Origin of the sequence: Actinoplanes auranticolor, assembly GCF_018332655.1 — a bacterium.
Taxonomy (GTDB): domain Bacteria; phylum Actinomycetota; class Actinomycetes; order Mycobacteriales; family Micromonosporaceae; genus Actinoplanes; species Actinoplanes auranticolor.
The window spans coordinates 25,418-49,345 of the sequence record NZ_BOQL01000024.1 but is presented as its reverse complement, the minus strand read 5'-3'; the positions used below and the strand labels follow the sequence as shown (position 1 = coordinate 49,345).

At 72.2% G+C, this 23,928-nt stretch carries 25 protein-coding genes and 4 pseudogenes; 10 read left to right on the top strand and 19 right to left on the bottom strand.

Annotated elements, in window-relative coordinates; genetic code table 11:
- Nucleotides 1–43 precede the first annotated feature (43 nt).
- Nucleotides 44–325 carry a hypothetical protein gene (locus tag Aau02nite_RS14615; RefSeq protein ID WP_212988956.1) on the bottom strand — a complete coding sequence of 94 codons (282 nt, stop codon included), beginning with the start codon at nucleotides 323–325 and terminating at the stop codon, nucleotides 44–46.
- A 79-nt stretch (nucleotides 326–404) separates the two neighbouring features.
- On the opposite strand from Aau02nite_RS14615, the gene Aau02nite_RS14610 reads away from it, so the two are divergent.
- Nucleotides 405–875 carry an alpha/beta fold hydrolase gene (locus Aau02nite_RS14610; RefSeq protein WP_212988955.1) on the top strand — a complete coding sequence of 157 codons (471 nt, stop codon included), beginning with the start codon at nucleotides 405–407 and terminating at the stop codon, nucleotides 873–875.
- 466 nt (nucleotides 876–1,341) lie between these two features.
- Here the strand turns inward: Aau02nite_RS14610 and Aau02nite_RS14605 are convergent, their stop codons facing one another.
- Genes Aau02nite_RS14605 through alr form a run of 5 tightly spaced genes read right to left on the bottom strand, consistent with a single transcriptional unit; the run spans nucleotide 1,342 to nucleotide 6,314 of the window.
- Entirely contained in the window at nucleotides 1,342–2,016 is a 675-nt protein-coding gene (locus tag Aau02nite_RS14605; RefSeq protein WP_246595148.1) for a response regulator, read from the bottom strand.
- A complete protein-coding gene (locus tag Aau02nite_RS14600; protein ID WP_212988954.1) occupies nucleotides 2,013–3,266 on the bottom strand; it encodes a sensor histidine kinase in 1,254 nt (417 codons plus the stop codon). Before Aau02nite_RS14600 ends, Aau02nite_RS14605 begins: the two co-directional genes overlap by 4 nt.
- Nucleotides 3,263–4,246 carry an acyltransferase family protein gene (locus Aau02nite_RS14595; protein WP_212988953.1) on the bottom strand — a complete coding sequence of 328 codons (984 nt, stop codon included), beginning with the start codon at nucleotides 4,244–4,246 and terminating at the stop codon, nucleotides 3,263–3,265. Before Aau02nite_RS14595 ends, Aau02nite_RS14600 begins: the two co-directional genes overlap by 4 nt.
- Nucleotides 4,243–5,196, bottom strand: a complete 954-nt coding sequence (locus tag Aau02nite_RS14590; protein ID WP_212988952.1) for a D-alanine--D-alanine ligase family protein — start codon at nucleotides 5,194–5,196, stop codon at nucleotides 4,243–4,245. Before Aau02nite_RS14590 ends, Aau02nite_RS14595 begins: the two co-directional genes overlap by 4 nt.
- A complete protein-coding gene (gene alr / locus Aau02nite_RS14585; protein ID WP_212988951.1) occupies nucleotides 5,190–6,314 on the bottom strand; it encodes an alanine racemase in 1,125 nt (374 codons plus the stop codon). Before alr ends, Aau02nite_RS14590 begins: the two co-directional genes overlap by 7 nt.
- A gap of 127 nt (nucleotides 6,315–6,441) precedes the next feature.
- On the opposite strand from alr, the gene Aau02nite_RS14580 reads away from it, so the two are divergent.
- The 4 genes from Aau02nite_RS14580 to Aau02nite_RS14565 all read left to right on the top strand — a co-directional run bounded on the left by Aau02nite_RS14580 (nucleotide 6,442) and on the right by Aau02nite_RS14565 (nucleotide 9,551).
- Entirely contained in the window at nucleotides 6,442–7,107 is a 666-nt protein-coding gene (locus tag Aau02nite_RS14580; protein ID WP_212988950.1) for a DUF6518 family protein, read from the top strand.
- 426 nt (nucleotides 7,108–7,533) lie between these two features.
- On the top strand, nucleotides 7,534–8,097 hold the full coding sequence (locus tag Aau02nite_RS14575) for a NucA/NucB deoxyribonuclease domain-containing protein (protein WP_212988949.1): 564 nt from the start codon (nucleotides 7,534–7,536) through the stop codon (nucleotides 8,095–8,097).
- A gap of 64 nt (nucleotides 8,098–8,161) precedes the next feature.
- On the top strand, nucleotides 8,162–8,692 hold the full coding sequence (locus Aau02nite_RS14570) for a hypothetical protein (protein WP_212988948.1): 531 nt from the start codon (nucleotides 8,162–8,164) through the stop codon (nucleotides 8,690–8,692).
- 577 nt (nucleotides 8,693–9,269) lie between these two features.
- Nucleotides 9,270–9,551, top strand: a complete 282-nt coding sequence (locus Aau02nite_RS14565) for a hypothetical protein (protein ID WP_212989077.1) — start codon at nucleotides 9,270–9,272, stop codon at nucleotides 9,549–9,551.
- A 182-nt stretch (nucleotides 9,552–9,733) separates the two neighbouring features.
- Here the strand turns inward: Aau02nite_RS14565 and Aau02nite_RS14560 are convergent.
- The 3 genes and pseudogenes from Aau02nite_RS14560 to Aau02nite_RS14550 all read right to left on the bottom strand — a co-directional run.
- Nucleotides 9,734–10,460: pseudogene (locus tag Aau02nite_RS14560) on the bottom strand (IS5 family transposase); the annotation flags it as partial.
- Complete coding sequence (locus Aau02nite_RS47850; protein ID WP_369076751.1) at nucleotides 10,448–10,762, bottom strand: response regulator; 315 nt, start codon at nucleotides 10,760–10,762, stop codon at nucleotides 10,448–10,450. The pseudogene Aau02nite_RS14560 and the gene Aau02nite_RS47850, both read right to left, overlap by 13 nt.
- 19 nt (nucleotides 10,763–10,781) lie before the next feature.
- Nucleotides 10,782–11,507 carry a DUF4142 domain-containing protein gene (locus Aau02nite_RS14550; RefSeq protein WP_212988946.1) on the bottom strand — a complete coding sequence of 242 codons (726 nt, stop codon included), beginning with the start codon at nucleotides 11,505–11,507 and terminating at the stop codon, nucleotides 10,782–10,784.
- 205 nt (nucleotides 11,508–11,712) lie between these two features.
- Here Aau02nite_RS14550 and Aau02nite_RS46445 point away from each other — a divergent pair.
- Together Aau02nite_RS46445 and Aau02nite_RS14545 are read left to right on the top strand one after the other, a co-directional pair.
- Nucleotides 11,713–11,853: pseudogene (locus Aau02nite_RS46445) on the top strand (IS5/IS1182 family transposase); the annotation flags it as partial.
- Between the two features lie 151 nt (nucleotides 11,854–12,004).
- Nucleotides 12,005–12,235 carry a DUF305 domain-containing protein gene (locus Aau02nite_RS14545; protein ID WP_212989066.1) on the top strand — a complete coding sequence of 77 codons (231 nt, stop codon included), beginning with the start codon at nucleotides 12,005–12,007 and terminating at the stop codon, nucleotides 12,233–12,235.
- Here the strand turns inward: Aau02nite_RS14545 and Aau02nite_RS46440 are convergent.
- From Aau02nite_RS46440 to Aau02nite_RS46425, 5 genes and pseudogenes are all read right to left on the bottom strand, one after another.
- Nucleotides 12,216–12,875, bottom strand: coding sequence for an EAL domain-containing protein (locus tag Aau02nite_RS46440; protein ID WP_246595146.1), 660 nt, complete (start codon nucleotides 12,873–12,875; stop codon nucleotides 12,216–12,218). The two genes, Aau02nite_RS14545 and Aau02nite_RS46440, sit on opposite strands and share 20 nt — an antisense overlap.
- 232 nt (nucleotides 12,876–13,107) lie before the next feature.
- Nucleotides 13,108–13,197, bottom strand: a pseudogene (locus Aau02nite_RS47360) (hypothetical protein); the annotation flags it as partial.
- Between the two features lie 118 nt (nucleotides 13,198–13,315).
- Nucleotides 13,316–13,552 (bottom strand): annotated as a pseudogene (locus tag Aau02nite_RS47355) (GGDEF domain-containing protein); the annotation flags it as partial.
- A gap of 14 nt (nucleotides 13,553–13,566) precedes the next feature.
- Nucleotides 13,567–13,731, bottom strand: coding sequence for a hypothetical protein (locus Aau02nite_RS46430; RefSeq protein WP_246595145.1), 165 nt, complete (start codon nucleotides 13,729–13,731; stop codon nucleotides 13,567–13,569).
- A 203-nt stretch (nucleotides 13,732–13,934) separates the two neighbouring features.
- Complete coding sequence (locus Aau02nite_RS46425) at nucleotides 13,935–14,093, bottom strand: hypothetical protein (protein WP_246595144.1); 159 nt, start codon at nucleotides 14,091–14,093, stop codon at nucleotides 13,935–13,937.
- Nucleotides 14,094–14,280: 187 nt separating this feature from the next.
- On the opposite strand from Aau02nite_RS46425, the gene Aau02nite_RS14535 reads away from it, so the two are divergent.
- Nucleotides 14,281–17,025, top strand: coding sequence for a hypothetical protein (locus Aau02nite_RS14535; protein WP_212988945.1), 2,745 nt, complete (start codon nucleotides 14,281–14,283; stop codon nucleotides 17,023–17,025).
- Nucleotides 17,026–17,119: 94 nt separating this feature from the next.
- On the opposite strand, the gene Aau02nite_RS14530 is transcribed toward Aau02nite_RS14535, so the two are convergent.
- Entirely contained in the window at nucleotides 17,120–18,058 is a 939-nt protein-coding gene (locus tag Aau02nite_RS14530) for a SemiSWEET transporter (RefSeq protein ID WP_212988944.1), read from the bottom strand.
- On the opposite strand from Aau02nite_RS14530, the gene Aau02nite_RS14525 reads away from it, so the two are divergent.
- Nucleotides 18,057–19,094 carry a flagellar biosynthetic protein FliQ gene (locus Aau02nite_RS14525; RefSeq protein ID WP_212988943.1) on the top strand — a complete coding sequence of 346 codons (1,038 nt, stop codon included), beginning with the start codon at nucleotides 18,057–18,059 and terminating at the stop codon, nucleotides 19,092–19,094. The two genes, Aau02nite_RS14530 and Aau02nite_RS14525, sit on opposite strands and share 2 nt — an antisense overlap.
- 53 nt (nucleotides 19,095–19,147) lie before the next feature.
- Here Aau02nite_RS14525 and Aau02nite_RS14520 read toward each other — a convergent pair whose 3' ends face one another.
- The 3 genes from Aau02nite_RS14520 to Aau02nite_RS14510 are packed head-to-tail and all read right to left on the bottom strand — an operon-like array spanning nucleotide 19,148 to nucleotide 22,090.
- Nucleotides 19,148–20,428: a PA0049 family protein gene (locus Aau02nite_RS14520; protein WP_212988942.1), complete on the bottom strand. Its 1,281-nt coding sequence runs from the start codon at nucleotides 20,426–20,428 to the stop codon at nucleotides 19,148–19,150.
- 37 nt (nucleotides 20,429–20,465) lie between these two features.
- On the bottom strand, nucleotides 20,466–21,143 hold the full coding sequence (locus Aau02nite_RS14515) for a B3/B4 domain-containing protein (RefSeq protein ID WP_212988941.1): 678 nt from the start codon (nucleotides 21,141–21,143) through the stop codon (nucleotides 20,466–20,468).
- Nucleotides 21,140–22,090 (bottom strand): DMT family transporter, encoded by a 951-nt coding sequence (locus Aau02nite_RS14510; RefSeq protein WP_438841132.1) that lies wholly within the window; start codon nucleotides 22,088–22,090, stop codon nucleotides 21,140–21,142. Before Aau02nite_RS14510 ends, Aau02nite_RS14515 begins: the two co-directional genes overlap by 4 nt.
- Nucleotides 22,091–22,149: 59 nt before the next feature.
- Between Aau02nite_RS14510 and pdxR the strand changes: the two genes are divergently transcribed.
- Nucleotides 22,150–23,556, top strand: a complete 1,407-nt coding sequence (gene pdxR, locus Aau02nite_RS14505) for a MocR-like pyridoxine biosynthesis transcription factor PdxR (RefSeq protein WP_246595143.1) — start codon at nucleotides 22,150–22,152, stop codon at nucleotides 23,554–23,556.
- Here the strand turns inward: pdxR and Aau02nite_RS14500 are convergent.
- A complete protein-coding gene (locus Aau02nite_RS14500) occupies nucleotides 23,541–23,921 on the bottom strand; it encodes a hypothetical protein (protein WP_212988938.1) in 381 nt (126 codons plus the stop codon). The genes pdxR and Aau02nite_RS14500 overlap by 16 nt on opposite strands.
- Between the last annotated feature and the right edge of the window lie 7 nt (nucleotides 23,922–23,928).

Below are 23,928 nucleotides of genomic sequence, written 5' to 3'. Positions count from 1 at the left end.
AACCCTGGCCGATAGGTCCCGGACCCGCTCCCTATGCGGGCGGCTAACCATAGCGGTTGACCTGCCGGTATAGGGATTCCGGATAGCCGGGCAGTGCGTCTCGGACGCGGTAATGATCTCTGCAGCCGGGGTTCTCTTGGGTGTCAGTTGCCCCGATGCGCTGGTTGGCCGGCTGGTCGAGCGAGGGGTCCAGGTGATCCGGTTCGATCATTTGGGCACCGGTCGGTCCAGCGTCGTGGACTTCGACGCTCACCCGTACACGATCGCCGACCTGGGCCGCGACTGCCTGGCCGTGCTGGACGGCTATGGCCTGCAGTCCGCTCATGTGGCGGGGGTCTCGCTGGGCGACATGATCGCGCAGTGGCTGGGGGTGCACGTACCCGGGCCGGGTCCGGTCCTTGACGATGATCTCCAGCTCCCCGGTCCGGGCGCTGGCCGGGGAGCCGACCGACCTGGATCGGCTGCCGCCGCCGTCACCGGCGTATCTCGCGCATCAGGCCGCCGGACTGCCGCCCGGGGTGGAGTCCGATGTGGCGTTGTTCCGGATCTACAACGGGCCGGCGCGCCCGTTCGACGAGCCGGCCGCCTGGGCGATGCTGGAGCTGGCGTTGTCGCGGGCCACCGACCCGGCGGCCGCCGCCAACCATGAGCGGGCCGCGTGGCGACCCGAATCCGACCTGCTCGCCCCGCTGTGGCCGATCACCGCGCCGACCTCGGTCGTGCACGGCGACCAGGATCCGCTTGATCCACTCGGTCACGGCGAGGCCCTGGCGGCCGCGATCCCGGGCGCAATGCTGCACGTCGTACCCGGGATGGGCCATGTCATGACGTCACCCGGCCTGCCCGAGGAGGTCCCCGATCTGATCCGACTGTGACCCGTGCCCAGGATGCGGGAACAGGGTCAGCGTCGTCACCTATCCGGTCGGGTGAGAGAACGTCGTGCTGGTCGACCACCGGCACGGTGCGGGCAGTCAGAGTCGCCAGCCGGAGTCCATCCGGGGAGCTTGGTGGCGAGGACCGCGACGAAGCGGGAGATAACCATGTCAGCCGGCCCGAGCTGGCCGCGACCTCCGACGGCTGAGGCTCGGGCGCTCGGTACGATGGACGGCCATGAGCGACGGCAGCACCGATTCCGCGTTGGCGCCGTACCAGCAGGTCGTGCCGCGCTCGCGGATCGTGTTCGGTGACCTCGCCCCGGGTGAGCAACTGCCGTCACAGCACGACCCGTGGACCTGCCCGCAGCGGCTTGCCCGCCGCGCCCGGCAGAGCGCGGAGAGCGACCCTGCCGGGTGGGTCGTCTCCACCAGCAGTTCTTCACCAGATGACATCAGCACACTCCCCTCAGCTGCCCTTGTGGACCAAGCCGTGTTCATGCGCGAACACCACGATCTGTACGCGGTCACGCAGGGACAGCTTGCGCAGAATCGCCCCGACGTGGGTTTTGACTGTGGACTCGCTGGCGAACACGTGTGCGGCAATCTCGACGTTGGACAGGCCTTTCGCCACGGCAACAAATATCGCGCGTTCCTTCTCGGTCAGGCTGAGGTAGGGGTCGGGGACCGGTGAAGATGTCGGGAACTGCGCTTCTATCAACGTCGACAGTTCCGCGGGGGCGAGCACGGCGTTGCCGATGTGCACGCTGCGGATCGCGTCGCGGAGCATGGCCGGTGTCGCGTCCTTGAGCAGGAATCCACTGGCGCCGCACCGGATGGCGGCCGCCGCCCGGTCGTCGAGGTCGAAGGTGGTGAGCATGAGGACGCGCACGACATGCTGCCGTTTCTCGGTCCGCTGCGGCGACAGGATCTGCCGGGTTGCTTCGACACCGTCGACGGTCGGCATGCGCACGTCCATGAGAACGACGTCCGGGTGCAGTTCGTCGGTCCGGCGCACGGCCTCGGCGCCGTCGGCGGCCTCACCGACGACGGTCATGCCGTCCTGCGCATCGATGATGACCTTGATGCCGGCGCGGAAGAGTTCCTGGTCGTCTGCCAGCAGGACGCGGATGGGCGGTGTCACGGCTGTCGTCCCACCGGGATCCGGGCGGTGACGGCGAAGACGTCGCCGCGTCTTTCGGCCTCCAATCGCCCGCCGACGGCCTGCAGGCGTTCACGCATGCCGGTGAGTCCGCGCCCGGGGCTGAACGGAGTATCCGTGTCCGCGCCGTTGCGGACCTCGATGCTGAGGTCGGTTTCGCCGGGCCGGTGCGGCCAGTGCCGGTGGACGACGATCGCGCCGCCCCGACGGCCGTGCCTGATGGCGTTGGTCAGCATCTCCTGCAGGGCGCGGACGGCGGCGATGGTCTGCTGCGGTGCCAGCGGCAACGGCGTACCGGCCTGGGTCGAGATGATGTCCAGTCCGCCGGAGGCGAGGTCGTCGATCAGCCGGTCCAGTTCCCCGGCGGCTGGTACGTCGCGGGTGGCGGTGAGCACCTCACGGATGTCGTGCAGGGATCGGCGCGCGGACGTGGCGACCGTGGCGAAGGTGGCCTTGAGCGCGGCCGGGTCGTCGGGCAGGTACTGCGCCGACTCCGCCTGGGCGAGGATCACGGTTAGGGAGTGCCCCACCACGTCATGCACGTCGCGGGCGAGGCGGGCCTGTTGCTCACGGAGTTCGGCGATCTGCTGGGCCTGCGCACGGCCCGCCTCGGCCCGGACGATCTCGGTGTGCGCCGACGCGGCCCGGGTACGGGCATCCTGCGAGATCCGCACGACGAGGCCCAGCAGCCACGGCACGAAGAGCACCAGGGTGAGCACGCCGGTGGCGCTGAGCCGCCAGTCCTCGCCGAGAAGGCTGAGCCCGTCGGCCAGCCGGTCCAGGTCGGTCACCCCGAAGAGCGCGTCGACGATGGCGTTGTCGAGGAACCGCACGGCGATGTACGCGCCGACAGGCAGTGACAGTCCGCTGAACACCAGCGTCGTGGAGCCACCCCACCGCGCGGCACCGAAGATGATGACGAGCACCGCCACCTGGGTGAGCAGGACCGGAGCGGTGACGCTGTCGTGCAGCACGGCCCACAGCTGAAGGCTTACCGTTGCCCACACCAGCAGGACGGCCGGCCCCGGCGCCCGGCGGATCGCGCCGATCGCGGCCGCGGTGCCTGCCGCCACGGCGAGACCGCCGGAAGCCACTCCCGCCGGGTGGGGCCGGCTCCCCACCAGCTCGGCCACCGCCAGTAGGAACACGACCAGGCCCACCGTCAGATCCGGCAGCCACCCGCGCATCATGCCGGGGCCCGCTGTCAACTCCCGCAGCCACCGGGGCATCATGCCGGGATCCGCCGCCGCATGCGCAGGACGGGCCGCTCGACGAAGTGCCAACTGAGGGCAGCGGCCACGACCGTGCCGCCGATCGCGAGGACGGCGGCGACCGGCCCGCCCAGCGGCCGCAGCAGCAGCGTGAGCGGATAGTTCCATAGGTACGCGCCGTAGGAGACGGTGCCCAGCCACACCAGCGGGCGCAGCGCCGTGTGGTGCACGCTGGTCCACCGGCTCCAGTGCAGCACCAGGACCCCTGTGAGCGTGGCGATGACCGGGCCTCCCAGCACGTAGGTGAGAACGTGACCCCGCAATGGAAGCATGCTGAGCACGGCAAGGGTGGCAAGAGCCAGCGCTGGGGCCCATCCGGGTACGCAGAGCCGGGCCTGGTGGACCCGTACCGCCGAACCGAGGACGAAGCACACCGCCCAGGTCGTCGGCAACGAGTAGGCGGCGTCCGGTGCGGTGTGCAGCCAGGCCACGGTCAGCGCGCACGCCAGCAGCGCGACGGCGGTGGCGGCCACCAGCAGCCGGGTCAGGCGGCCCCGCCGCCATGCCACAGCGACCAGGACGGGCCACAGCAGGTAGAACTGCTCCTCGACGGCGAGGGTCCAGAGGTGGAAGGTGGCGTCGCTGCCGTGACCGAACGGGAGATCGCCGGTGAACGTCAGCGCGGCCAGCACCGTACGGGGCAGCAGCGTCCGGTCGCCGAACGGATCGAACACGACGATGACCGCGGCGACAGCCGTCACCAGCACGACCAGCGCAGGCACCAGCCGCCAAGCCCGGCGCAGGTAGAAGCGCCGCAACCGCACCCTGCCGTGACGGGCCAGGTCGCGCTCCAGCACATCGGTGATGAGGTAGCCGCTGAGCGCGAAGAACATCACCACTCCGGTCACCCCCGCACCGGCGAACACGCCCGGCCAGGTGTGCCGCAGGATGACCAGGGCGACCGCGATACCGCGTAACAGATCCAGGCCGTCGCTCCTCACGACCGCCCGGCCAGCGCGTCACCGATGAGCAAATCGAGCAACATCGGGTACGCCGTCCCGGCCGCGGCGAACATTCTCGGCACCTGCGAGTGCTCGGTGAATCCCGGCGCGGTGTTGACCTCGTTGAGCACCGGCCCGGCCGCCGTCAGGAAGAAGTCGATCCGGGCGACACCGCCGCAGCCCAGCGCGTCGTACATCACCAGCGCCGCATCCTCCAGCGCCGCCTGCTCGTCAGTCGTCAGCGGCGCGGGTACGAGGAACCGCGCGGATCCGTCGTACTTCGCGGTGTAGTCGAAGAAGCCGTCGACCGCGATCTCAAGCGCCGGTGACACCACCCGGGTCCCGTCCGCGCGGCCGAGTACCGCCACGTCGATCTCCCGGCCGGTGATCATGTCCTCCACCAGGATCCGATCGTCGAACGACAGCGCTGACCGCACCGCCAGGGCCAGACCGGCCGGCTCGGACACCAGGGTGACGCCCTGACTGGACCCGGCGGCCACCGGCTTGACCACGACCGGGCCGGTCAGTCGGTAGCGTTCGGCGGTGGCCGCGGTCAGCACCACTCCAGGGGCTGTCGAGATGCCCTCAGCCTCGGCGATCACCTTCGTGGCCCACTTGTTCATGGCGAGCGCACCGGCCTGCACCCCGGAACCCGCGTAGGGCACGCCGGCGAACTCCAGCAACGCCGCGAGACTGCCGTCCTCGCCGCGCGGGCCGTGGACCATGGGCACCGCCACGTCGCAGCCGGCCAGCACCTCGACCGCCGCGGCCAGGTTCACGACCGGACCCGTACCCTTCCGCCACCGGCCGTCGCGCTCGATGGTGAGCCGTACGACGTCGTAGCGACCGGGGTCGAGGGCGTTGGCGACCGCGGCCGCCGACCCCAGGGAGACGTCGTGCTCCCCGTTGCGGCCGCCACCGATGACCGCGACCCGGATCGGCGTCACCACGACGCCAGCTCGCGTGCCATGCGGCGGACCGGGCTACCGACGGCCGTCACGATTTCGTGCTCGATGGTGCCCGCCCAGCGCGCCCAGTCCGCGACGGTCGGCTCGCCGGCATCCCCCGGCCCGAACACGGTGACGACCTCTCCGGGCACCACAGCGGCGTCGCCCACGTCGACGACGATCTGGTCCATCGACATCCGGCCGACGATCGGCCGGCGTTCACCGCGGATGAGTACCTGCCCGCCCGGAACAGCGGCTCGGGGACGCCCGTCGGCGTAGCCGATCGGCACCAGGGCCAGCGTGGTCGGCCGGGGCGCCCGCCAGGTGTGGTCGTACCCCACCGGTGTGCCGGCCGCCACCTCGCGCACCGCCACGACAGGTGCCGTCAAGGTCATCGCGGGCCGTAGCGACGTCCGGCCGGACGGGTCGATGCCGACGAGCCCGGCACCGACCCGGACCAGGTCGAAGTGACTGGCCGGATCCGTCAGTGCGGCGGCCGTGGCGGCGAGATGCCGCAGCGACGGGCGCAGGCCGTGGCGTTTCGCGAGTGCGCAGCCACGCAGGAATGCCGCTCTGCCCGCGTGGTTGGCCGCGTCCGCCGGGTCGTCGGCACACGCCAGGTGACCCATCACCCCGACGACGCGGACGTGGCCTGCGGTCTCGGCGCGCCGCAGCGACGCGCACAGCGCATCCCAGTCCGCCGGCGGTGCACCGTCGCGGGCCATCCCGGTGTCCAGATGCAGGTGTACCCGCACACCCGCGCCGTGGGCGATGATCCGATCCAGGTGGGCGACGCTCGCGACGGCCAGGTCGACGTCATGGCGTACGGCGGCGGCGTCCACCTCGACGGGATTGAGCCAGCTCAACACCGGTGCCCGCAAGCCCGCCTCGCGCAGCGGCACCGCCTCGGCCAGACTCGTGACGCCGAGCCAGGTGGCACCGCCGTCCAATGCGGCGCGGGCCACGTCCACCGCGCCGTGGCCGAAGCCGTCTGCCTTCACCACTGCCATGACCTGTGCTCGGGTACGGCTGCGCACGGTACGGATGTTGGCGGCGATCGCCGCCGGATCCACCGTCAGCGACGCGGCGTGCCGCACCGCGGTTTCCAACACATCGATCATGATTTGATGATCGACTGGTGACACGGGCGACGGCCTCCTCCTAGGGTGCCGATGACCGGTACTCAGGTATCGCGAGGATGGTCTCAAGATTGATGTCGTGGGCGGTGCGGGTTGGCAGCATGTCCGTATGACGCAAATCGACCATGAGGTACTACGACGGCACCGCGGCCTGACCACGGTGGTGCTGACCGTGGTGGCCTGCGGGATTCTCCTCGGCGTGGTGGACCTGCTGCTGCAGCGCAGTCTGCCGTACCCCTGGGCGAACCTGGCCAACTCCAGTGCCGTCTGGGCGCTCGGTGCGTTCGGCATCGGCTGGTGGCTCCGCGCCGGCTGGTGGCGGTCCGCTCTTGCCGGGATCGTGCTGCTGGTCGTCGCCGTCGAGGCGTATTATCTCGCGGCGGTCGTCCTGATGAACGACGACGCCCAGAACTTCTGGTCCCTGACGGCGATGATGTGGCTGTTCCTCGGAGTCATCGCCGGCGCCCTCTTCGGCGCAGCCGGTGGGCTGACCTGCGACGCGCGACCGTGGCTGCGGGTCGTCGCCGTTGCCATGCCCGGCGCGGTACTGCTCGCCGAGGCGGCCATGCTCGTCAACCGCAGCGACAACCCCGGCGGCGGACCACACTACCGGACCGACAGCCTGCAGACCGCCGCGATCGAGGCCGTCCTCGGCATCATCCTGATCCTGCTCGTCGCACCGACCCACCGGGTGCGGCTCCAGGCGCTCGCCGCCGCGACGGCGCTCGCCGCGATCGGCTTCGCCGGGTTCACCGTCGCCGGCTTCGGCAACTGACCCGCCGGCGAGCCGACCGGCCCGCCGCCGGCGGAGTGGGCGTACCGGAACGAGAGCAAGCCGCGTCCCGATAACGGTCCTGGGCTCGACCGGTGAACGCACCATGACCACGATCAGGGGTCAGCGTAGTCCCGCGGCTGGCGTGAACGGCGGGACTTCCTCAATCTTGTGCTGCTACCCAGACAAGAGTCCTTACCACTTGAACCCGCCTCGCCCTCTGCTTGTTCTTTGACCTGTGCGCTTGGTGCGTTCGTTGAGTGTGATGCCGCGTTTGGTGGCCCGTTTGCCGACGTCGTAGCGGGTGGCGGGCCGACGGTTCTTGGATCCTGCCGGGAGTCCGGGACCGGCGGTGGTGGATTTCGGTGCACTGGCCGGTCGGGTGGTCTTCGCGCGTAGCTTCCGAAACCCACGACGACGCGTGCCGGGGTGAGCCGGCCCGCGGGTGCGCGACGTTCCCATGGCGATCGCCAGCACCCTCGTCACCCTGGGCATGGCGATCACCCACCTGGTAGCTCTGGCACGAGCGGACAACTACCTCGACGGGTCAAGGAATTCGTCCACTACATCGACGACGCCCTACACCACGTCGAGCGAACCTTCCCGTCGTTCATCGGCAAGAGCCCGCCCGGCGAGTACAAGCCGGAGCTGGGGGCCGACCAACGACCGTTGCACCGCCTCGTCGATGACAACCTCAAGGGCCGCGACCGCACCGAGGCCGGCAAGGTCTGCACCGACGTCTGGGGCCCAGGAGGCAGCACTCCCAACCTCAACTGCGACGAGTACCCGTTCGCCTCGACCCGCGAAGGCGCCTACACCGGCAGTTCCGCATCCACCGGCAACGCCAACGGCTGGCTCACCTGGCAAGGCTCATCGCGTCTGATCGGCGAGGTCGACAACCAGGACTCAGGACGCGATTACCTCTTCAACGGCTTCTGCACCGTGCAGAGGATCCTGGACAACGACCCGTTCTTCGTCGCCATCAACCGCTGACCCACCGCAGGGCGTCCCGGCACTGCCGGCCGAGACGCCCTGCCCTACCACGAGGAAGTCCGCCGTGCCGACCATCGAAGCCATCACACCGACCGCCAACGGCGTCTTCCTCGTCCGTGACATCTGCGCCGACTCTGCTGAGGCACAACGGCAGGCAGCCGACGCCGCACGAATCCCCGGCAGCCGAGGCGGACGCCTCTACGGCGCCGCCGGCGCCGTCCTGCTCATCCGCTGCGCCCACCAGTACAGCCGACCACTCGTCCGCATCCAGACCACCGATACCGGACAGCACCCACTCCTGCCCTGGCAATGGGAGCCACCCGTCAGCCTGGACGTGCCCACCGGACGCATCTGCATCAGCGCCGCAGACAACGACATTGCCCAGCCGCTGACCGACATCGCGCTTGAACAAGGCCCCGGCACCTACACCGTTGCCTTCGCTCACCTCGGCCGCACCGACCTCCAAGACGCCGCCGCCCGTGTTGAGGCCGAGACGCTCTTCAGCACCTCCGACGCCACCACGGCAGCATGGAAGACGCTGGACGGAACAGAGAAATATTTCATCCATCTGACTCGACGGCGGCGGTTGCAGTAACGGCGAAACGGCCCAGCCACCACGCGGTGACCGACAGGGCGCCGGCCAGAAACAACGCGAAGACCCACTCGATCTCACCGTCTCGCCACACCCAGTCGGCGCCGGGTCCGCTCGCCCTGGCGTTCACCGCGGGCCCGGGCGGCCCCTCGGAGTGCATGAAGAGCCTGACCCGACGCAGATGCAGCCCATCGCCGTCAAAAGGGCCGGTGCAGTCCCAGCCGTCGGTCCGAACTGCGGATCCTTGGTTGAGGTGCTCTCCGAACACGAGGCGATGGTCACCGTGCCCGTGGTGCCGATCGTCAGGGCCCGCAGGGCATCGACGCCGTCACGTCCGGCCAGCACCGCGAAGAACAGCGAGAGCCCGGCCAGCGCCACACTTGCACTGGCGAAGAGTCGGTCCGACCACTCGGCATCGATAAAAGCCGCGAGCACCACCGCCGGCGTCTTCCGTACCCGCTTATTGCGCGCCGGGGTCCCGCGCGACCGCTCCTTGCGCCCAGCCCTCGTCCGCACAGCATCCGCGGGACCCGCCCGGCAGGACAGCTGCGAGTCTGCGCCTTTGCGTAGGCTCGTACTCGTGCCTGACAAGTCGGAGCGACGAATAGCTCGCTCGGTGGTCGCGGAGTATCACCAAGCCGAGCTGGGGGACCTCGTTGCCCGCGTTGGTGAGGCCGTCGATCGTTACCGCGCCGGCGAGCTTGACGCCTTCGACGTCGACCAAGTTCTGTTCCAGTACTCCCGAGCGGCGAAGGAGCTGTGGAAGTACTGCAATCACCTCCAGCCGGAGATCGCAGCGGCGATGATCCGGGAGCGGCCACCACACGACTGGTGGGAACGCGGTGCTCCAAGACAGCAGTGATGGCTGACGGCTCTGCGGCCCCGGCGCGCACTCTCATGCCGCGACCAACGCACGTCCCCTGACCAGCACTCGTCACCTCGCGTAGCAGTCGGCTCAGCTGCCCAGCGGATCTCGTTACGCACCGGCCGCGGACGCCGCAGCACTGCGACTGCGTAACCTGCGTGCGACCCAGCACGGTGGCGACCGCGGGAGCCCTTGGCTTTGCGGTGGGCGTCCTGATCTTTCTTGCTCGGGATGCCGGCTTTGATCCCGCATGAGCGCAGATAACGACGGTTGGCGCGGCTGGTGTAGGCCTTATCGGCCAGCACCAGCACCGGACGTGACCGGGCCCGGCCGACACCGAGCCGGCTCACCCGGATACGGTGCAGGACCGGGATGAACTGCGGGCTGTCACCGCGATGGCGGCAGTCACGATCGGCGACAACACTTTTGACTCTGCTCACAGGCCAGATGCGTCTTGGTCGTCAGCCCGCCCCGCGAGCGGCCCAGCCCATGATCGGCCGGCTCGTCGTGGACTCCGCCGGGTCGTTCCTTCTGCAGATGGCTGTCGGTGCGGGCACCCGCGGCGTGCTGATGAGCGCGGCTGGTCCTCGAGTCCACGCTGACCGTCCAGTCGATGCGGCCCTCGGAGTCGCCACGGGCCTGCAACGCCGACAGGATCCGGTCCCAGGTCCCGTCACGCTGCCAGCGACGGAACAGTCCGTAGATTGTGGGCCAGGGCGCGTACTCGGCCGGCACGTCGCGCCACGGGGCGCCGATCCGGATCCGCCACCGGATCCCGTCGATGAGCTGCCGTCTGGTCCATTTCGGCGGTCGGCCCCGGACCGGCGGCGCAGGCAGCAGCGGGGCAAGGGCCGCCCATTGCGCGTCGGTCAGGTCGTGCCGCCTCGTCACCGTTAGGGTGGCCACGAGGTCTCCGGTGCATGGTGCTTCTTGGTCGTTGTACCAACTACCGGAGACCTCTTCAGTAATCGATACCGACCTGACGTGGTCGGAGTCGTGACGACCAGGACCCTGGCACCGATCTCGGACTGGGCGGTGATGCCGCGGGTCGCTTCGATCCCGTCAGTGCCGACCATCCACACGTCCATGAGCACCACGTCAACATCGCCGGCGGCGCACCGGTCGACCGCCGCAGCTCCGTCACCCGCCTCACCGACAACGCCCAGACCGGGTTCGGCGGAGAGCGGGACGCGCAGGCCGCTGCGCACCACCGGCGCCGGGTGTTTTTCAGACGCCGGTGCGACGTAACCGGATCAACACCGCCGCGGTGACGCCTAGTGCGGCGAGCAGCACCGCCCAGATGATGACTGGATTGACCGGTGCCGAGCTTCCGACGTTTGCCTCGGCGAGAGCCAGCCGCGAGGTGTCCTGAGCGGCGGGTATCGCCGCCGGCGGAAGATCCTGGTACCGCACCAGCCCGGTGCTCTCCAGCATCTGCATGTGGTGCATCACGAACTCACTCGCGTCGTCGGCCAGCTGACGAACAACCGGGTTACGAGTGGAGGCACGGACCGCCCCGATCACCGGGAAGATCTTGCCGTGTGCCTCCCGCAGCCGGGTCACGAACGTCTGGTCGAAACGATCGCCCTCGGCCTCCTCCATTTCCTTGAGCCAACCCTGTTGATCGGCCGACGGCGTCGACGGAAGGGCCACTCCAAGCTTGTTCGCGGCGTCGACGGCGAGCTGGTCGAGCTCCACATGCTCCTCGGCGATCATCGCGCCGACCTGCCGCACCTTGGCGCTGTTGCCCTTCTCGACCGCCATCTGGCCGGCAGGTATCTCCCACAGGCCGGCCAGGCGGACCCCGTTGAACAACGTCATGTCGGCGGCGTTCAGCTGCGTTGGCGTCACCGGTGCAGCGAGTGCGCCGGTCGGCGCCCCCGCTAGGCCCACCAGGGCCGCCGCCAACAGAACAGCCGTCCGGGGGACGACAGACGCACGGATCTCTTTCATCAGGATCTCCTAGGGATGAGACGGTGGATGCTCCGTGCCGGAGCACCGGTTGCGTCATGAGGTACGGCGCCCCGCCTGTCACCGATGAGGGTGACCTCCATGCGTCACCAATCGGTAAGAAGTCGCCGGCGAACGGCGAACGGCGAACGGCGAACGGCGAACGGCGAACGGCGAACGGCGAACGGCGAACGGCGAACGGCGAACGGCGAACGGCGAACGCGGTAACTCACTGCTCAAGACCACCGTCAAAGCCCTGCGCAACGTCAGCCTCTGCCCCTGGGCCATCGGCCGGATCACCGCGGCAGCCCTGGTCATCCTGCACATCGAACACGGCCGCACCACCTGATCCGTCACCCAACGTCAACGACCGTTACTCGGAAAGGCTCAGTGGGCGGCGACGCTCCCTGGCGACTTGCTGCTCTTGGTGCCTTCCCTGGTTCCGCTTTCGATGAGGACGTCCGGCGCACCAGCCCGCTGACCGCTGCCTAACCTCGGCGATACACCGTCGGCCGTTCTCGGATGCCCGGCCCGCGGCGCCGGCCGAGGCGTCCCGGCTTCTCCCTCAGCAGATGATCGCCCACCACATCGGCGTGATCACCATGACCCGCTCGGCTCTGCGCGACGGTGGCAACGCCCACGTGCAGACGCCGGCCGCGCACATCATCAACGAGCAGGCCGCCGAGAACGACGCCCTGCCTGCCCCGCCGGCTACACCGCCTCCAGGCTGAGGGCCGGGCCGCGCAGCAGCATGGCGTGCATGTCGTCCGGCGTGAGTGGCCGGCTGAAGTAGTAGCCCTGGATCGCCGGGCACTCCGCCGTACGCAGCGCGTCCCAGTCCGCGATGTCCTCCACGCCCTCGGCGACCACGGACATGCCCAGCGAGCGGGCCAGCCACAGCACAGCCGAGATGATCGACGCCTTGCGCGGGTCGGTCGCCAGCCCGGCGACGAACGAGCGGTCCAGCTTGACGATGTCGGCCGGTACGGACTGCAGCCAGGTCAACGAGCTGTACCCGGTGCCGAAGTCGTCCAGCGCGATCCGTACGCCCAGCGCCTTGAGCGCGTGCAGCCGGTCCTGCAGGTCCACGGAGTTGGACAGCAGGGCTGTCTCGGTGATCTCCAGGACCAGCCGGGACGGGTCGTCCAGGCCGCTCGCGGCGAGCAGGCCGGCCAGCATCGGCACGAAGCCGGGCTCGGACAGCTGCCGCGGGCTCACGTTGACCGACACGTAGCCCAGCTCGTCGCGCCAGCGGTGCAGGTGGCGCAGGGCCTGGGCCAGTACGTGCTCGCCGAGCGGGACGACCAGGCCGTCTCCTCGGCGGCGGCGATGAAGTGCCCGGGCGCGAGCAGTTCGCCCTCGGTGGTCCACATCCGGACCAGGGCCTCGGCGCCGACGATCCGCCCGGTGCCGGGGACACGATGGGCTGGAACCAGACCGGCAGGGTCGCCTCGCGCCGGCCGTCCAGGGCCTGCCGCAGCCGGGACTCGGCGGTGATGCGCTGCTGCACCGCCACCCGCATGTCGTCGTTGAACAGCTCGATGCGGTTGCCGCCGGCGCGCTTGGCCGCGTACATCGCGGTGTCGGCGGACAGCACGGCCTGCTCGGCCTGGCGTGGCCCCTGCGCGACGGCCAGGCCGATGCTCACCGCGATCTGCAGCTGGGCGCCGGCCACCGGGAGCGGCTCGGCCATTGCGGCCAGCACGGCCCGGCCCACCCGCAGGCCGGTCTCCACCGGGCCGGGCAGTGCCCACCACGAACTCGTCACCGCCCAACCGGGCCACCAGGGACCCGGCCGGCACGGTCCGCGACACCCGGTCGGCCAGGGCGCACAGCACGTCGTCGCCGGCCGAGTGCCCGGAGCCGTCGTTGATCGTCTTGAAGCGGTCCACGTCGAGGTAGAGCACCGAGGCGGGGCCGGCGTCGGCGGTGAGCAGCGCGAGCAGGTCGACCTCGAAGGCGGCGCGGGACAGCAGCCCGGTCAGCGAGTCCTGGCGGACCTGACGGCGCAGCGCGGCCTCGTGCTCCTGCTGCCGGGTGACGTCCATGCAGTGCACGAAGATCAGCCGCAGCTTGCCGTTGCGGTCGCGCACCCGTTGCTGTGCACCTCCACGTGCATGACGGATCCGTCGTCGTGCCGCCGGTACGCGCTCGTGAACGTCACCGCGTCGGTGGCCCGGGTCAGCGCCTCGAAGATCCCCGCCTCGGCCGGGTCCACCGGCGTCATCGGCAGATCGGCCACCCCGAAGCCCGGCGGCAGCTCCGCCGGCAGGCCCAGCCAGGACCGGTACGCCGAATTGGTCCGCAGCAGCCGTCCGTCGGCGCGAGCATCGCCATCGGCACCGGCGTCTCGTCGAAGGCGACACTGAGCTGCGCCCGGCTCTCGGCCAGGTTGTCCTCGGCGCGCCGCTCCTCGGCCTCGGCCAGCCCTCACGCGACGACCTGGAACGTCGCGGCCAGCAGCACCGCCAGCCCGTGCAGCAGCGCCCACAGGAACGGGTGCACCATGGCGCTCTGGTGGTCGTAGGTGTGGTCGCTGACGAGCGTGCCGAAGACGGTCAGGCCGGGCACGGTCGAGGTGAGCAGCATGTCGGCAGCCGGTGGCGACGAGCCCGGTCCCCGTCGCGCAAGCCGCCGCCGGTCGGCAGCCAACCGCGCAATGTCGAACTCCTGTCTCGTCAACGTGGGCACACTGATCGACGGCCCGCGCACGGGCGGGGGCGGTCGGCCGGGCCGGGTGGCGTATTCCGCTGGACGCGCGGGTCATCATGATCGGGTGGGAGTCACCCTGTCCGGCGGTATCAGGCCGAAACCGGGGCACCGCGTGGTCGCGGCGGGCCCGGTCCGCGAGCCTGCCCGGCCGGCGCCCGGCACGCCGGTCGCGGTGGGCCCGGCTGCCACGACCGATGTGACCGAGGTGCTGGCCCGGCTGCGGGAACTGGTCGCGGCGGGCGGTGTGGTCGCCGCCGGCGCGGACGTCGACCTGGGGGCCGGCTTCCGGTCGGCGCGGATCGCCGGTGGCGCCGGGGACCGCCGGGACGCGGTGCTGGCCGCGCTGGCCGTACCGGATATCGCCGGCCGGGTGGGCCCACCGCCCGCGCTGCTGGTCGCGCTCTTCGGCCCGGATGCGACCAGGCCGCTGGGTGCGGCCGCCCGCGAGGCGATCACCGCCGGCCGGTGGCCGGTGCTGCGGTACGCCGTGGCCGCCGCCGACCTGTTGGGGCCCGAGCAGCTCGTCCGGCTGCTCGCGCTGCGGGCGCCGCCGGGGGTCGACCCGTTCCCGTCCGGCCTGCCCTCGGTCGTCGGCTCGCATCTGGGCCGCGTCCTCGGCCCGCTGTCCGGGGCGCGACGGCTGCGGCTGCTGACCGACCTGTGGGAGCAGGTCTGCGCGGCCGGCCTGGACCGGCTGCGCCGGGACCGCCTGCGCGACAGCCAGCGCACTCCGGCGGGCCACGACGACCTGCGGGCCCGCGCCCAGCAGTTCGAGCGGGACGAGATCCTGCTGCGGTTGCGCCGCCGGTTCGGGCCCGAGCCGACCCTGGTCCAGGCCGCACTCTGGGAGCCGCCGCCGGACGTCTGGTCGGCCCGCGCGGCCCGCGTGCTCAGCGACGCCCTGGCGGCGACCGTGCTGGCCCGCCTGGCCACGACCGCGGTCGACCAGGGCTACCCGGAAGCGCTGCACCGGCACAGCGACGAGATCGTGGCCGCGATCGGGACCCTCACCAAGCGGGAGGCCGTCGACGCGGGCCGGCCGGTGCCCGGCCTGGTGGAGCACCCGTCGCGGCCGGTCAGTTACCTGCGCGACCTGCGGCGCATCCCGGCCGGCGGGCCGCTGAGCCCGAAACAGACCCGGTACGTCCGCGACCGGCTCGCCCTGGCCCGCGACTACGGCATGCTGGCCCTGGAGAACGCCCTCACCTATGTCGTGCAGGACCGGTACGACGAGGACAAGAGAGCCCACCCGGCCCGGCGGGCCTGGGCTGCTGGTGAGCTGGGCCCGTGGCGGGAGCAGGTCGGCTACTTCTCCCCGGCGCGCCTGGCCGGCTGGGAGCAGGCTCCGGACGGCGGCTTGTCGGCGGGCACGGAGACGGTCGGCCATCTCTTCTGGTACGCCGAACTCGCCGACGCCCTGGCCCGGCTGCGCGGCAACCCGGCCGCCGAGCTCACTTTCAGCCCGAGCGGCCCGTACGCGGATCCGCAGGCCGACCCGCCGGACGACCCGCTGGCGCCGCGCCTCGACGCCGTCGCCCCGGCCGCGGCCGGCACCGCCCAGCTCGCCGAGCTCGGCGGGACAGTGCCACCACGCCCGCGCACGTGGGCCGACGTCGTCGGTGGCCTGCTCACCGGGGTCGCCGCCGCGGAGGCCCAGCCGGGCCGGTTCGCCGTCCCGGAACCGGCCGAGGCCGCCGACGGCACCCTGCTGCCCGGCACCGACCTCCGGATCGAAGTGGCCCGCACCGGGCGGCAGCTCGCGCGGTGGGCCGGCTACATGGGCAACTGCATCGCCGGCCCCGAGTACGCCGACGGTGCCGCGGTGGGCCGGCAGGTGCTGGTGGCCCTGTGCGCACCCGGCGGGCGGATCGTCGCCAACGTCGCGGTCCGGCTCACCGGCAAGGGCTGGCGGATCGGCGAGATGAAGGCCCGGTTCAACGAGGACCCCGACGACGACCTGGTACGGCGGACCCGGGAGTGGATCGCGTCGCTACCGGTGCCCGAGGAGGAGTTCGCGCCGGCGAGGGCTGAGCCGCTGTTGCCCGTACCGCCGCGGCGAGCCCAGCGACCGGCCCCGGCCGCCCGGCTGATGGCCGAGGTGGGGGAGCGCCTGGGTGAGCTGGCCGAGGCCGCCCTGCGGCCGTCGCCGCTGCTCGCCGCCCTGATCGACGCCGAGCCCGGGCCGGAGGCGCTGGTGGCCCTGCGACGCAGCAGCCCGGCGACCCTGATCCGCGGCTGCCGGCGGCTGCTCACCGGCGTGGAGATCGCGGACCTCTGGGAGGCGAGCGCGCACCGGCCGCTGTCCGAGGCCGTGGCGGCCCTGCCCGCGGCGGTACGCGACCGGCTAGCGCCGCTGGGTGCGGATGTGCCGATCCCGCGGACTCTGCGCCGGGTGGCCCGGCTGCCGCAGGTCGCACCCGCCCGCAACGCGGAACTGGTGGCGATCCGGATGCGCGCTGCTATCGGTGAGCTGCTGCGCGAGGACGCGCCCGAGCTGGCCCGGGCCATGGCGGGACGGCCGCCGCGGCAGCTGCTGCGCGCGGGTGTGCTGACGGTGACCTCGTGGGGCGGCCTGAGAACGGCGGGTCCGGTCACCGCGGTGACCGGGCGGCGGCGGATCCGGGTGCCGGGCTACCCGCAGTCGTCGCTGAAGGACGAGAGCTGGCAGGCGGCGTGGCCGGACGCGGTCGGGCTGGGTGCGGTGCCGGAGGACTTCTGGGACCGGATCGCCGGGCACGGGGCTCTGGTGCCGTCCTCCTGGCTCGGCGGCGGCGACTGGCCGGCGCTGTGGGGACGCGCCACCCGCTGACGGCTCACCCTGGTGTTCCAGGCCGGGCACATTGGCGAACCATGGCCACGATCACGGCGGTCATGCCGCGTTCCGGTCAGGTCCCCGTCCGGTTTCAGACCGGGGCGAGCTCCCGGATCATCACCATGGTCGCGGCCTCGGGTGAACAGGGCACGGAGGCCACGCCGCGTGCCGGCCGGGGCCGCGTCACCCGTGCGGCGCCGTAGACCGGGCGGGCCGCGGCGGAGGCCGGACGGACGACGCGAGCCGCGGCACCCGGCCCGGCGGCCCGGGTGGGGCAGAGGGCCGACACGGCCGCCCGGGCCGGGCGGACGACGCGGGTGGTACTGCGAGTCGTCCGGGCGGCGGGGACGATCGTCAGGGGGACGGCGGTGGCCGGGACGACGGTGGCGGGGGCGGCGGTGCGGGTGCGGCGGTCGGTGAGCAGGACCCAGCAGACGATCAGGGCGCTGCCCAGGCCCACCAGGGCCGACAGCCAGACCGCGGGCTGACCGGTCGCCAGGCCGTAGGTGCACCATGAGCTGCACGCGGCCGCCGCGAGCCACCAGCGCAGCGGGGACAGCCCGGCCAGGTCCTGGTTGCGGTCGCGCAGCAGGGACAGCGGCTGGGGGATCGCGCCCAGGATCGCGGTGCACGCCAGCACCGCGCCCAGGAACGCCGCGGCGCGGGTGACGCCGATGTCGGTCAGCCGGCCGGCGGCCGCGCTGCCCGCCGCCGCGGTGAGCACTCCGGCCGCGCCGGCCGCGCTGACCAGCAGCTTGCGGCCGGTACGCAGCTCGCTCTGCTTCAGCAGCACCGTCACCAGCACCGCCAGGCCGGCCACGCCGGTCACGGTGTTGGTCACGACCTGCACGGTTTCCCCGGTCAGCAGGCCGTAGGTGATCCAGCCGACCGGCATCGCCGTGCCCTGCCAGCAGGCGGTCGCGGACAGTCCCTTGGTGCGGCCGCGGGCGACGGACCGCCAGACCTGGGGCCAGGGGAGAGCGATGGACAGAGCGGCGCCGAACCAGCCGAGCAGAGCGATGGAGTGCATGATCCAAATCCGGTCGTCGGGGAAGGAAGACGGCCGGAGCGTCCCGGCCACCTGTGCCCCATCGGCGCTGCCGCCGGACCGGCTGACAAGATCCATCCGTGAGAGGGGCCACGGCGGGAAACCACCGTTTCGCACCCAAGTTCCGGAGGGACCGAACGATATGGCGACGCGCCCACTGATCGACCTGCACCGGCACCTGGAGGGCTCGATCCGGTCGTGCACGTTCCTGGACGTGGCCCGCCGCGACGGCCATCCGCTGGCCGCGCAGCCCCGGCCCCGGGACCTGCTCGTCGCCGGCGGGCCGCTGGGCGGGCTGCTGCCGTACCTGGCCGAGGTCGACGACCAGATCGGGGTCTTCCGCAGTCTCGACGACTGGCGGCGGGCCGGGCGGGAGGCCGTCGAAGACGCCTTCGACGACGGCCTGGCCCGCGCGGGCGTGACGCTGGAGGTGGCCCTGACCAGCAACACCCAGACCGGAGCCGCGCCCGGCTACCGTGACCACCGGATCCACACCCTGCTGGCGGCGGTAGTGGCAGTCACGCTCAACACCGACAACCCGCGCGTCAGTGACGTCCACCCTGTCCCAGGAGCACGGCCTGGCCCGCTACGCCACGGGCCTCATCGACGAGCAGCTACTGCTGGTCGCCAGGCAGTCCGCGACGGCCGCTTTCACCGACTTGAGGTTTCCGACCCCCTGAACCGAACGGCAACCGTGGTGCGCCCGTTCTGCGCTCCCCGGCTTCTGCGGAAGCCCGAAGGGGATGGCATGACGGACACGCAGATCGTTGAGCTGGGGCTGCAGGCCATGACCATCGCCGCGAAGATGTGCGCGCCGGTGCTGTTGACGGCGCTGCTGATCGGTTTTGCGATCTCGTTGTTCCAGTCGGTGACCCAGATCCAGGAGGCGACGCTGTCGTTCGTCCCCAAGGCGGTCGGCGTCGGCGCCGCGATCCTGTTCTCGGGGAACTGGATGCTGCACGAGATGGTCACCTTCACGACGCAGCTGTTCGAGAAGATCCCGACGCTGGTCGGCTGACCGCAGCGCACAGAAAGGGCCGCCCATCGGGCGGCCCTTTTCGTCTGCCCGGGTCACGCCGCCGAGGACGCCGCCTTCACCAGCTCCACGGTCTGGTCGACGGTCGCGCGCCGGTCGGCGGAGAACGCCTCATCGATGATCACCAGCGGGTCGGCCGGGTAGACCAGCGCCGAGATGTGCAGGTGCCCGCCCGGGAGGTCGGTCGCTCCCAGCGCCAGCCGCAGCCGGTTGGACCTGTACATGCTTTCGTTGGACAGGTAACTGCCGCCGCCGCCGGACTGCGCCTGCGACCCCGGCGTCGACCCGTCGTTGTGGCACCGGACGGCGGCCGGGTCCGGGCGGGTGCCCGCCGGCCACTCGCAGAGCCGGGGATTCAGCGCCGTGGGCCACGGGCCCGTGCCCGCCGCGACCATCGCCGCCCACGGCAGGGTCGTCTCGATGAACTCGGGCTGCGGCTCGGGCTGGGGCCAGCGGGGCGCCGGCGGCACCGGCTCCGGCTCACCCTCGTCGTTGTTGTCCGGGGAGCCGCCGCGCCAGGCGCCGGCCCACTGCTCGATGTTCATCACGCCGCGGTTGCCCTGGCTGATCGTCATGATCAGGTCGGCACGCTGGCGGGACCGGGCGGTCAGGTGCGGCCCGAAGGCGTCCTCGACGATGCCGGCGTCGAAGCCGCTCCACGTCACCGGCAGCGCCACCGCCTGCACCTGCACCCGGCTCCCGGCGACGGTGAACCGCAGGCCGTCGAGCTGCAGCGCCGACGCCCCGGACGGGTTGGACCGGCGGATCTCCCCGTTCAACTGGTACGGGTCGAACCCGCTGACCAGCACCCGCCGCACCCCGGGCCCGAAGTCGGTGGAGGAGATGCCGCGGGCCGCGTATTCGTACGTACGCAGCAGCTCGCCGCGCTGCGCCTCGGTGAGCGGGAAGGCGGGCTGCCACTGCCGCAGATCACGTGTGCCCATCAGCCGGGTCCAGTACAGCGGGCGGTCGTCGTACCGCTCGATCGTGCCCAGGTGCACCTTGCCCTGCGCGCGCAGCACAGCTGTGCGCCACAGCCGGTCCCCCTCGCGCCGCAGCACCCGCTGCGCGTCGGCGACCGACCGGATCCGGCACAGCGCCCCGGTCACCGCCCGGGCGTACGGCGTGAAGCCACCCGCCTCGACCAGCTCGTACGGCACCCGCGTCCCGCCGGGCAGCGCCGGGGTCTCGATCCGGCTCTCCTCGTAGGTGACCGGGGCGGTGCGGTCGTAACACTCGGCGGGACCCGCGGCCGTGGCGGCCTGGGGAACGGCCAGAAGGGCCGCGCTGACAGCGATCACGGTGACCAGACGCATCGGACCTGCCTTCACCAGAGGGCATCGATCTGGGTGACTATATCGTGAATCCGGGCGCTTCCCGGGTGAGAACGGACACCCGTACGGCCCCCAGGGCGCCGGCCAGCGCGGCCGTGAGCCGGGTGATGTCGGCGTCCGCCCCCTCGTGCAGCGCCTCGGCGACGATGAGCGCTGTCGTGGTGCCGGGGGAGACCGCGGAGAGCCCGCTCTGCCGGTTGGTCCACCGCCGGGCGTGGGCGTTGCCGCCGGTGTCGGCGAATGTCACCTCGCCGGGCGCCGGATGCTCCCGGTCGCCCGCGAAGGTCAGGTAGTTCTCGGTCCCGGTGGCCCGGCGGACCTCGAGGTCACCGTCGATCCTCGCGACGTCGAGCGCGGCGACCGGGATCGCGAAGGCCGCCGAGACCGCGTTGCAGACGTCGACCAGCGGATGCACGGTGGGCAACTCGCCGTCGCGGCGCAGCCGGCGCAGCAGCGACTCGGAAGCGCAGCGGTACCGGGTGGCTCTGAGACCCATGGCGGTGAAGGCGCGCCGCCACGCCTGGATCTCCGGGAACTGACCTTCGGGACCGGCCGCGAGCCGTTCCCGGGCGGTGGCGAGCTGCCGCGCGACCACCTCGGCGGCGTGTGCGGGGACGGGCGGGGCCGTGACGAGCAGGGCGCCGGCGGCGAGGCCCGGGAAGTCCCGCCGGATGTCGTCGTGATGCCGGAACCTCATGCGATCTCCCCGGTGACGTCCGGCCCCGCGCCGACGCCCGCGAGAGCCCGGCCGGCGGCGGGGTCGGGAGGCGGGGGCGGCGTTGCCGGGGCGGTGGTGCGCAGCCCGATGGCGAGGCCCAGGGCCACGACGGCGATGCCCGCCCAGACCAGCGGGCGCGGGGCCGGGCCACCGAGCGCCATCCCGGCCAGGGCGGCGGCGATCGGCGCGATGCCGGTGAGCAGCCCGGCCCGTCCGGCGCCGAGCCGCGAAACGCAGGCGTACCAGAGCACGAAGGCCACTGCCGTCACCGCGACCGCCAGATACGCCCCGGCGAGCAGGTCGGTACCGGTCAGCCGGAGCGTCGCCGCGGGCCCTTCGTGCAGCACGCCCAGCACCGCCAGCATCACCGCGGCCAGCCACGTCGCGTGCACGGACACCCCGACCGGACCGTGCCGGCCCAGGACCGGCACCGCGAGCAGCGTGAACGCCGCCTCGCAGCCGAAGGCCACCACCGCCCAGAGCAGCCCGGTGCCGTCCGTGCGGCCCAGGCCCTGCACCAGAGCGGCCCCGAGGGTCACCACGACCGCGCCGGCCAGGACCGCCGGCGCCGGGCCGCGGCCCTCCAGCAGCGGGCCCAGCACGGCGAGCAGCACCGGTACGCAGGCGACCGCCACGCCCACCACCGCGGGTTCGGCGTGCTGCGCGCCCTGCACCAGGGCGAGGTTGAAGATGACCAGGCCGGTGGCGGCGATACCGGCCAGCCAGAGCCACTCGGTGCCGCGCGGGCGCACCGGACGGGACCGGATCAGCGCGGCGAAGCCGAGCAGCAGCAGGCAGGCCAGCGCGTACCGCAGGGCCTGGATGGTGAACAGCGGGGCGCCGGCGATCTCGGCGGAGACGGCGACGCTGCCGCCGACACAGGACATGGCCGCGGACCCGGCGGCGAGGGGAAGGAAACGGGACACGCGATCCATGCTCGGCGCGGGTATGGTCCTGCAGGAAGGACCAATCCCGGGTGCGAGGAGTGGACCAAATCGACTTCCTGGAGCTGCATCCCGGCGCGGCACCGGCCAAGGGCGTCACCGCCTGGCTGGTCGACGCGCTGCGCGCCGCGATCGCGGACGGCCGGCTGGCCGCGGGGGCCCGGCTGCCGGCGACCCGGGCGCTCGCCGCTGATCTCGGGCTGTCCCGGGGTGTGGTCGTGGAGGCGTACCAGCGGCTGACCGACGAGGGGCTGCTCAGCGGGCGGACCGGGGCCGGCACCGTGGTGACCGGGCTCGCGGCGCAGCCCCGGGAGCCCAGCCGGCCCCGGGAGGCGTCCGCGATGCGGCTGCCCCTGCCACCCTCGGCCGGCGTCGACCTGGACCTCTCTCCCGGCGTACCGGATCTGTCGGCCTTTCCCCGGGCGGCCTGGCTGCGCGCCGAGCGGGCGGTGCTCGCGACCGCGACCAACGCCGACCTGGGCTACGGCGACCCGCGCGGCAATCCGCGGTTGCGGACCGAGCTGGCCGGCTGGCTGGCCCGGACCCGCGGCGTGCAGACCGGCGCGGACGACCTGATAGTCGTCAACGGCGTCGCCCAGGCGCTCGCCCTGCTCGCCCAGACCGCACGGTCGCAGGGCGTCACCGAGGTGGCGGTGGAGGACCCGGGGTCGCGCGGGACCCGCGACGAGCTGGCCCACTGGGGGCTGCAGCCGGTGCCCGTCCCGGTCGACGGCGAGGGACTGCGCGTCGACCGGCTGGCCGCCACCGGGCTGGACAGCGTGCTGCTCACCCCGGCCCACCAGTTCCCGACCGGCGTGGTGCTGAGCCCGGCCCGGCGGCGCGCGCTGCTCGCCTGGCCCGGCCTGATCATCGAGGACGACTACGACGCCGAGCACCGCTACGACCGGGCCCCGGTCGCCGCGCTGCAGGCCTCGGCGCCCGACCGGGTCGCCTACACCGGCAGCGTCTCCAAGTCGCTGGCCCCGGGCATGCGGCTGGGCTGGCTGATCGCCCCGCGGGCGCGGCACGCCGACCTGGTGACCGCCAAGCACGCCAGCGATCTGGGCAATCCGGCGCTGCCCCAGCTGATCTTCGCCCACCTGCTGGCCGGCGGCGACTACGAACGCCACCTGCGCACGGTTCGCCGCCGTCAGGTTCGCCGCCGCGACGCCCTGCTGCACGGGCTGCGCGAGCACGTGCCCCAGGCGCGGGTGGAGGGCGTCGCCGCGGGCCTGCACCTGCTCATCACCCTGCCCGGGCCGGCCGACGACACCGAGCTGGCCCGCCGGCTGGAGCAGGACGGCGTCCGCGTCCATCCACTGTCCTGGCACCGGCAGCTCGACGGGCCGCCGGGCCTGGTGCTCGGCTACGCCGCACTGCCCCCGGACCGGCTGCTGGAGGCCGCCCGCCGGATGGGCCGCACCCTGGGCGCTCAGCGCGCCCGGTAACGGGTCCGGCTGCCGAAGGTCCGGTCCTCGAGCTCGACCCAGGCCAGCTGCGGGACCACCGGGGACAGCTCACCGAACACGTACCGGGCGACCAGCTCGAAGGTCGGCCGGAAGGCGAAACGCGCCGTCCAGACGTCGGCGCCGAGCACCTGCGCCCAGCCGTCGAGCCGTTCCGCCAGCTCGTCGGTGTCGAAGAACCAGCCACGCGCGGTGAGCTGGGCGTCGTCGAAGGCGACGGCCGCCCGCAGCACCACCTCGACGTCGGCGCCCGGACCGAGCGGAGCCAGCCCGCGGCGCTGCCGGACCGGTGACGGCAGGCCCTGCCGGGCCCGGAAGACCCGCTCGACCTCGATTTCGTACGCCATCGCCCCC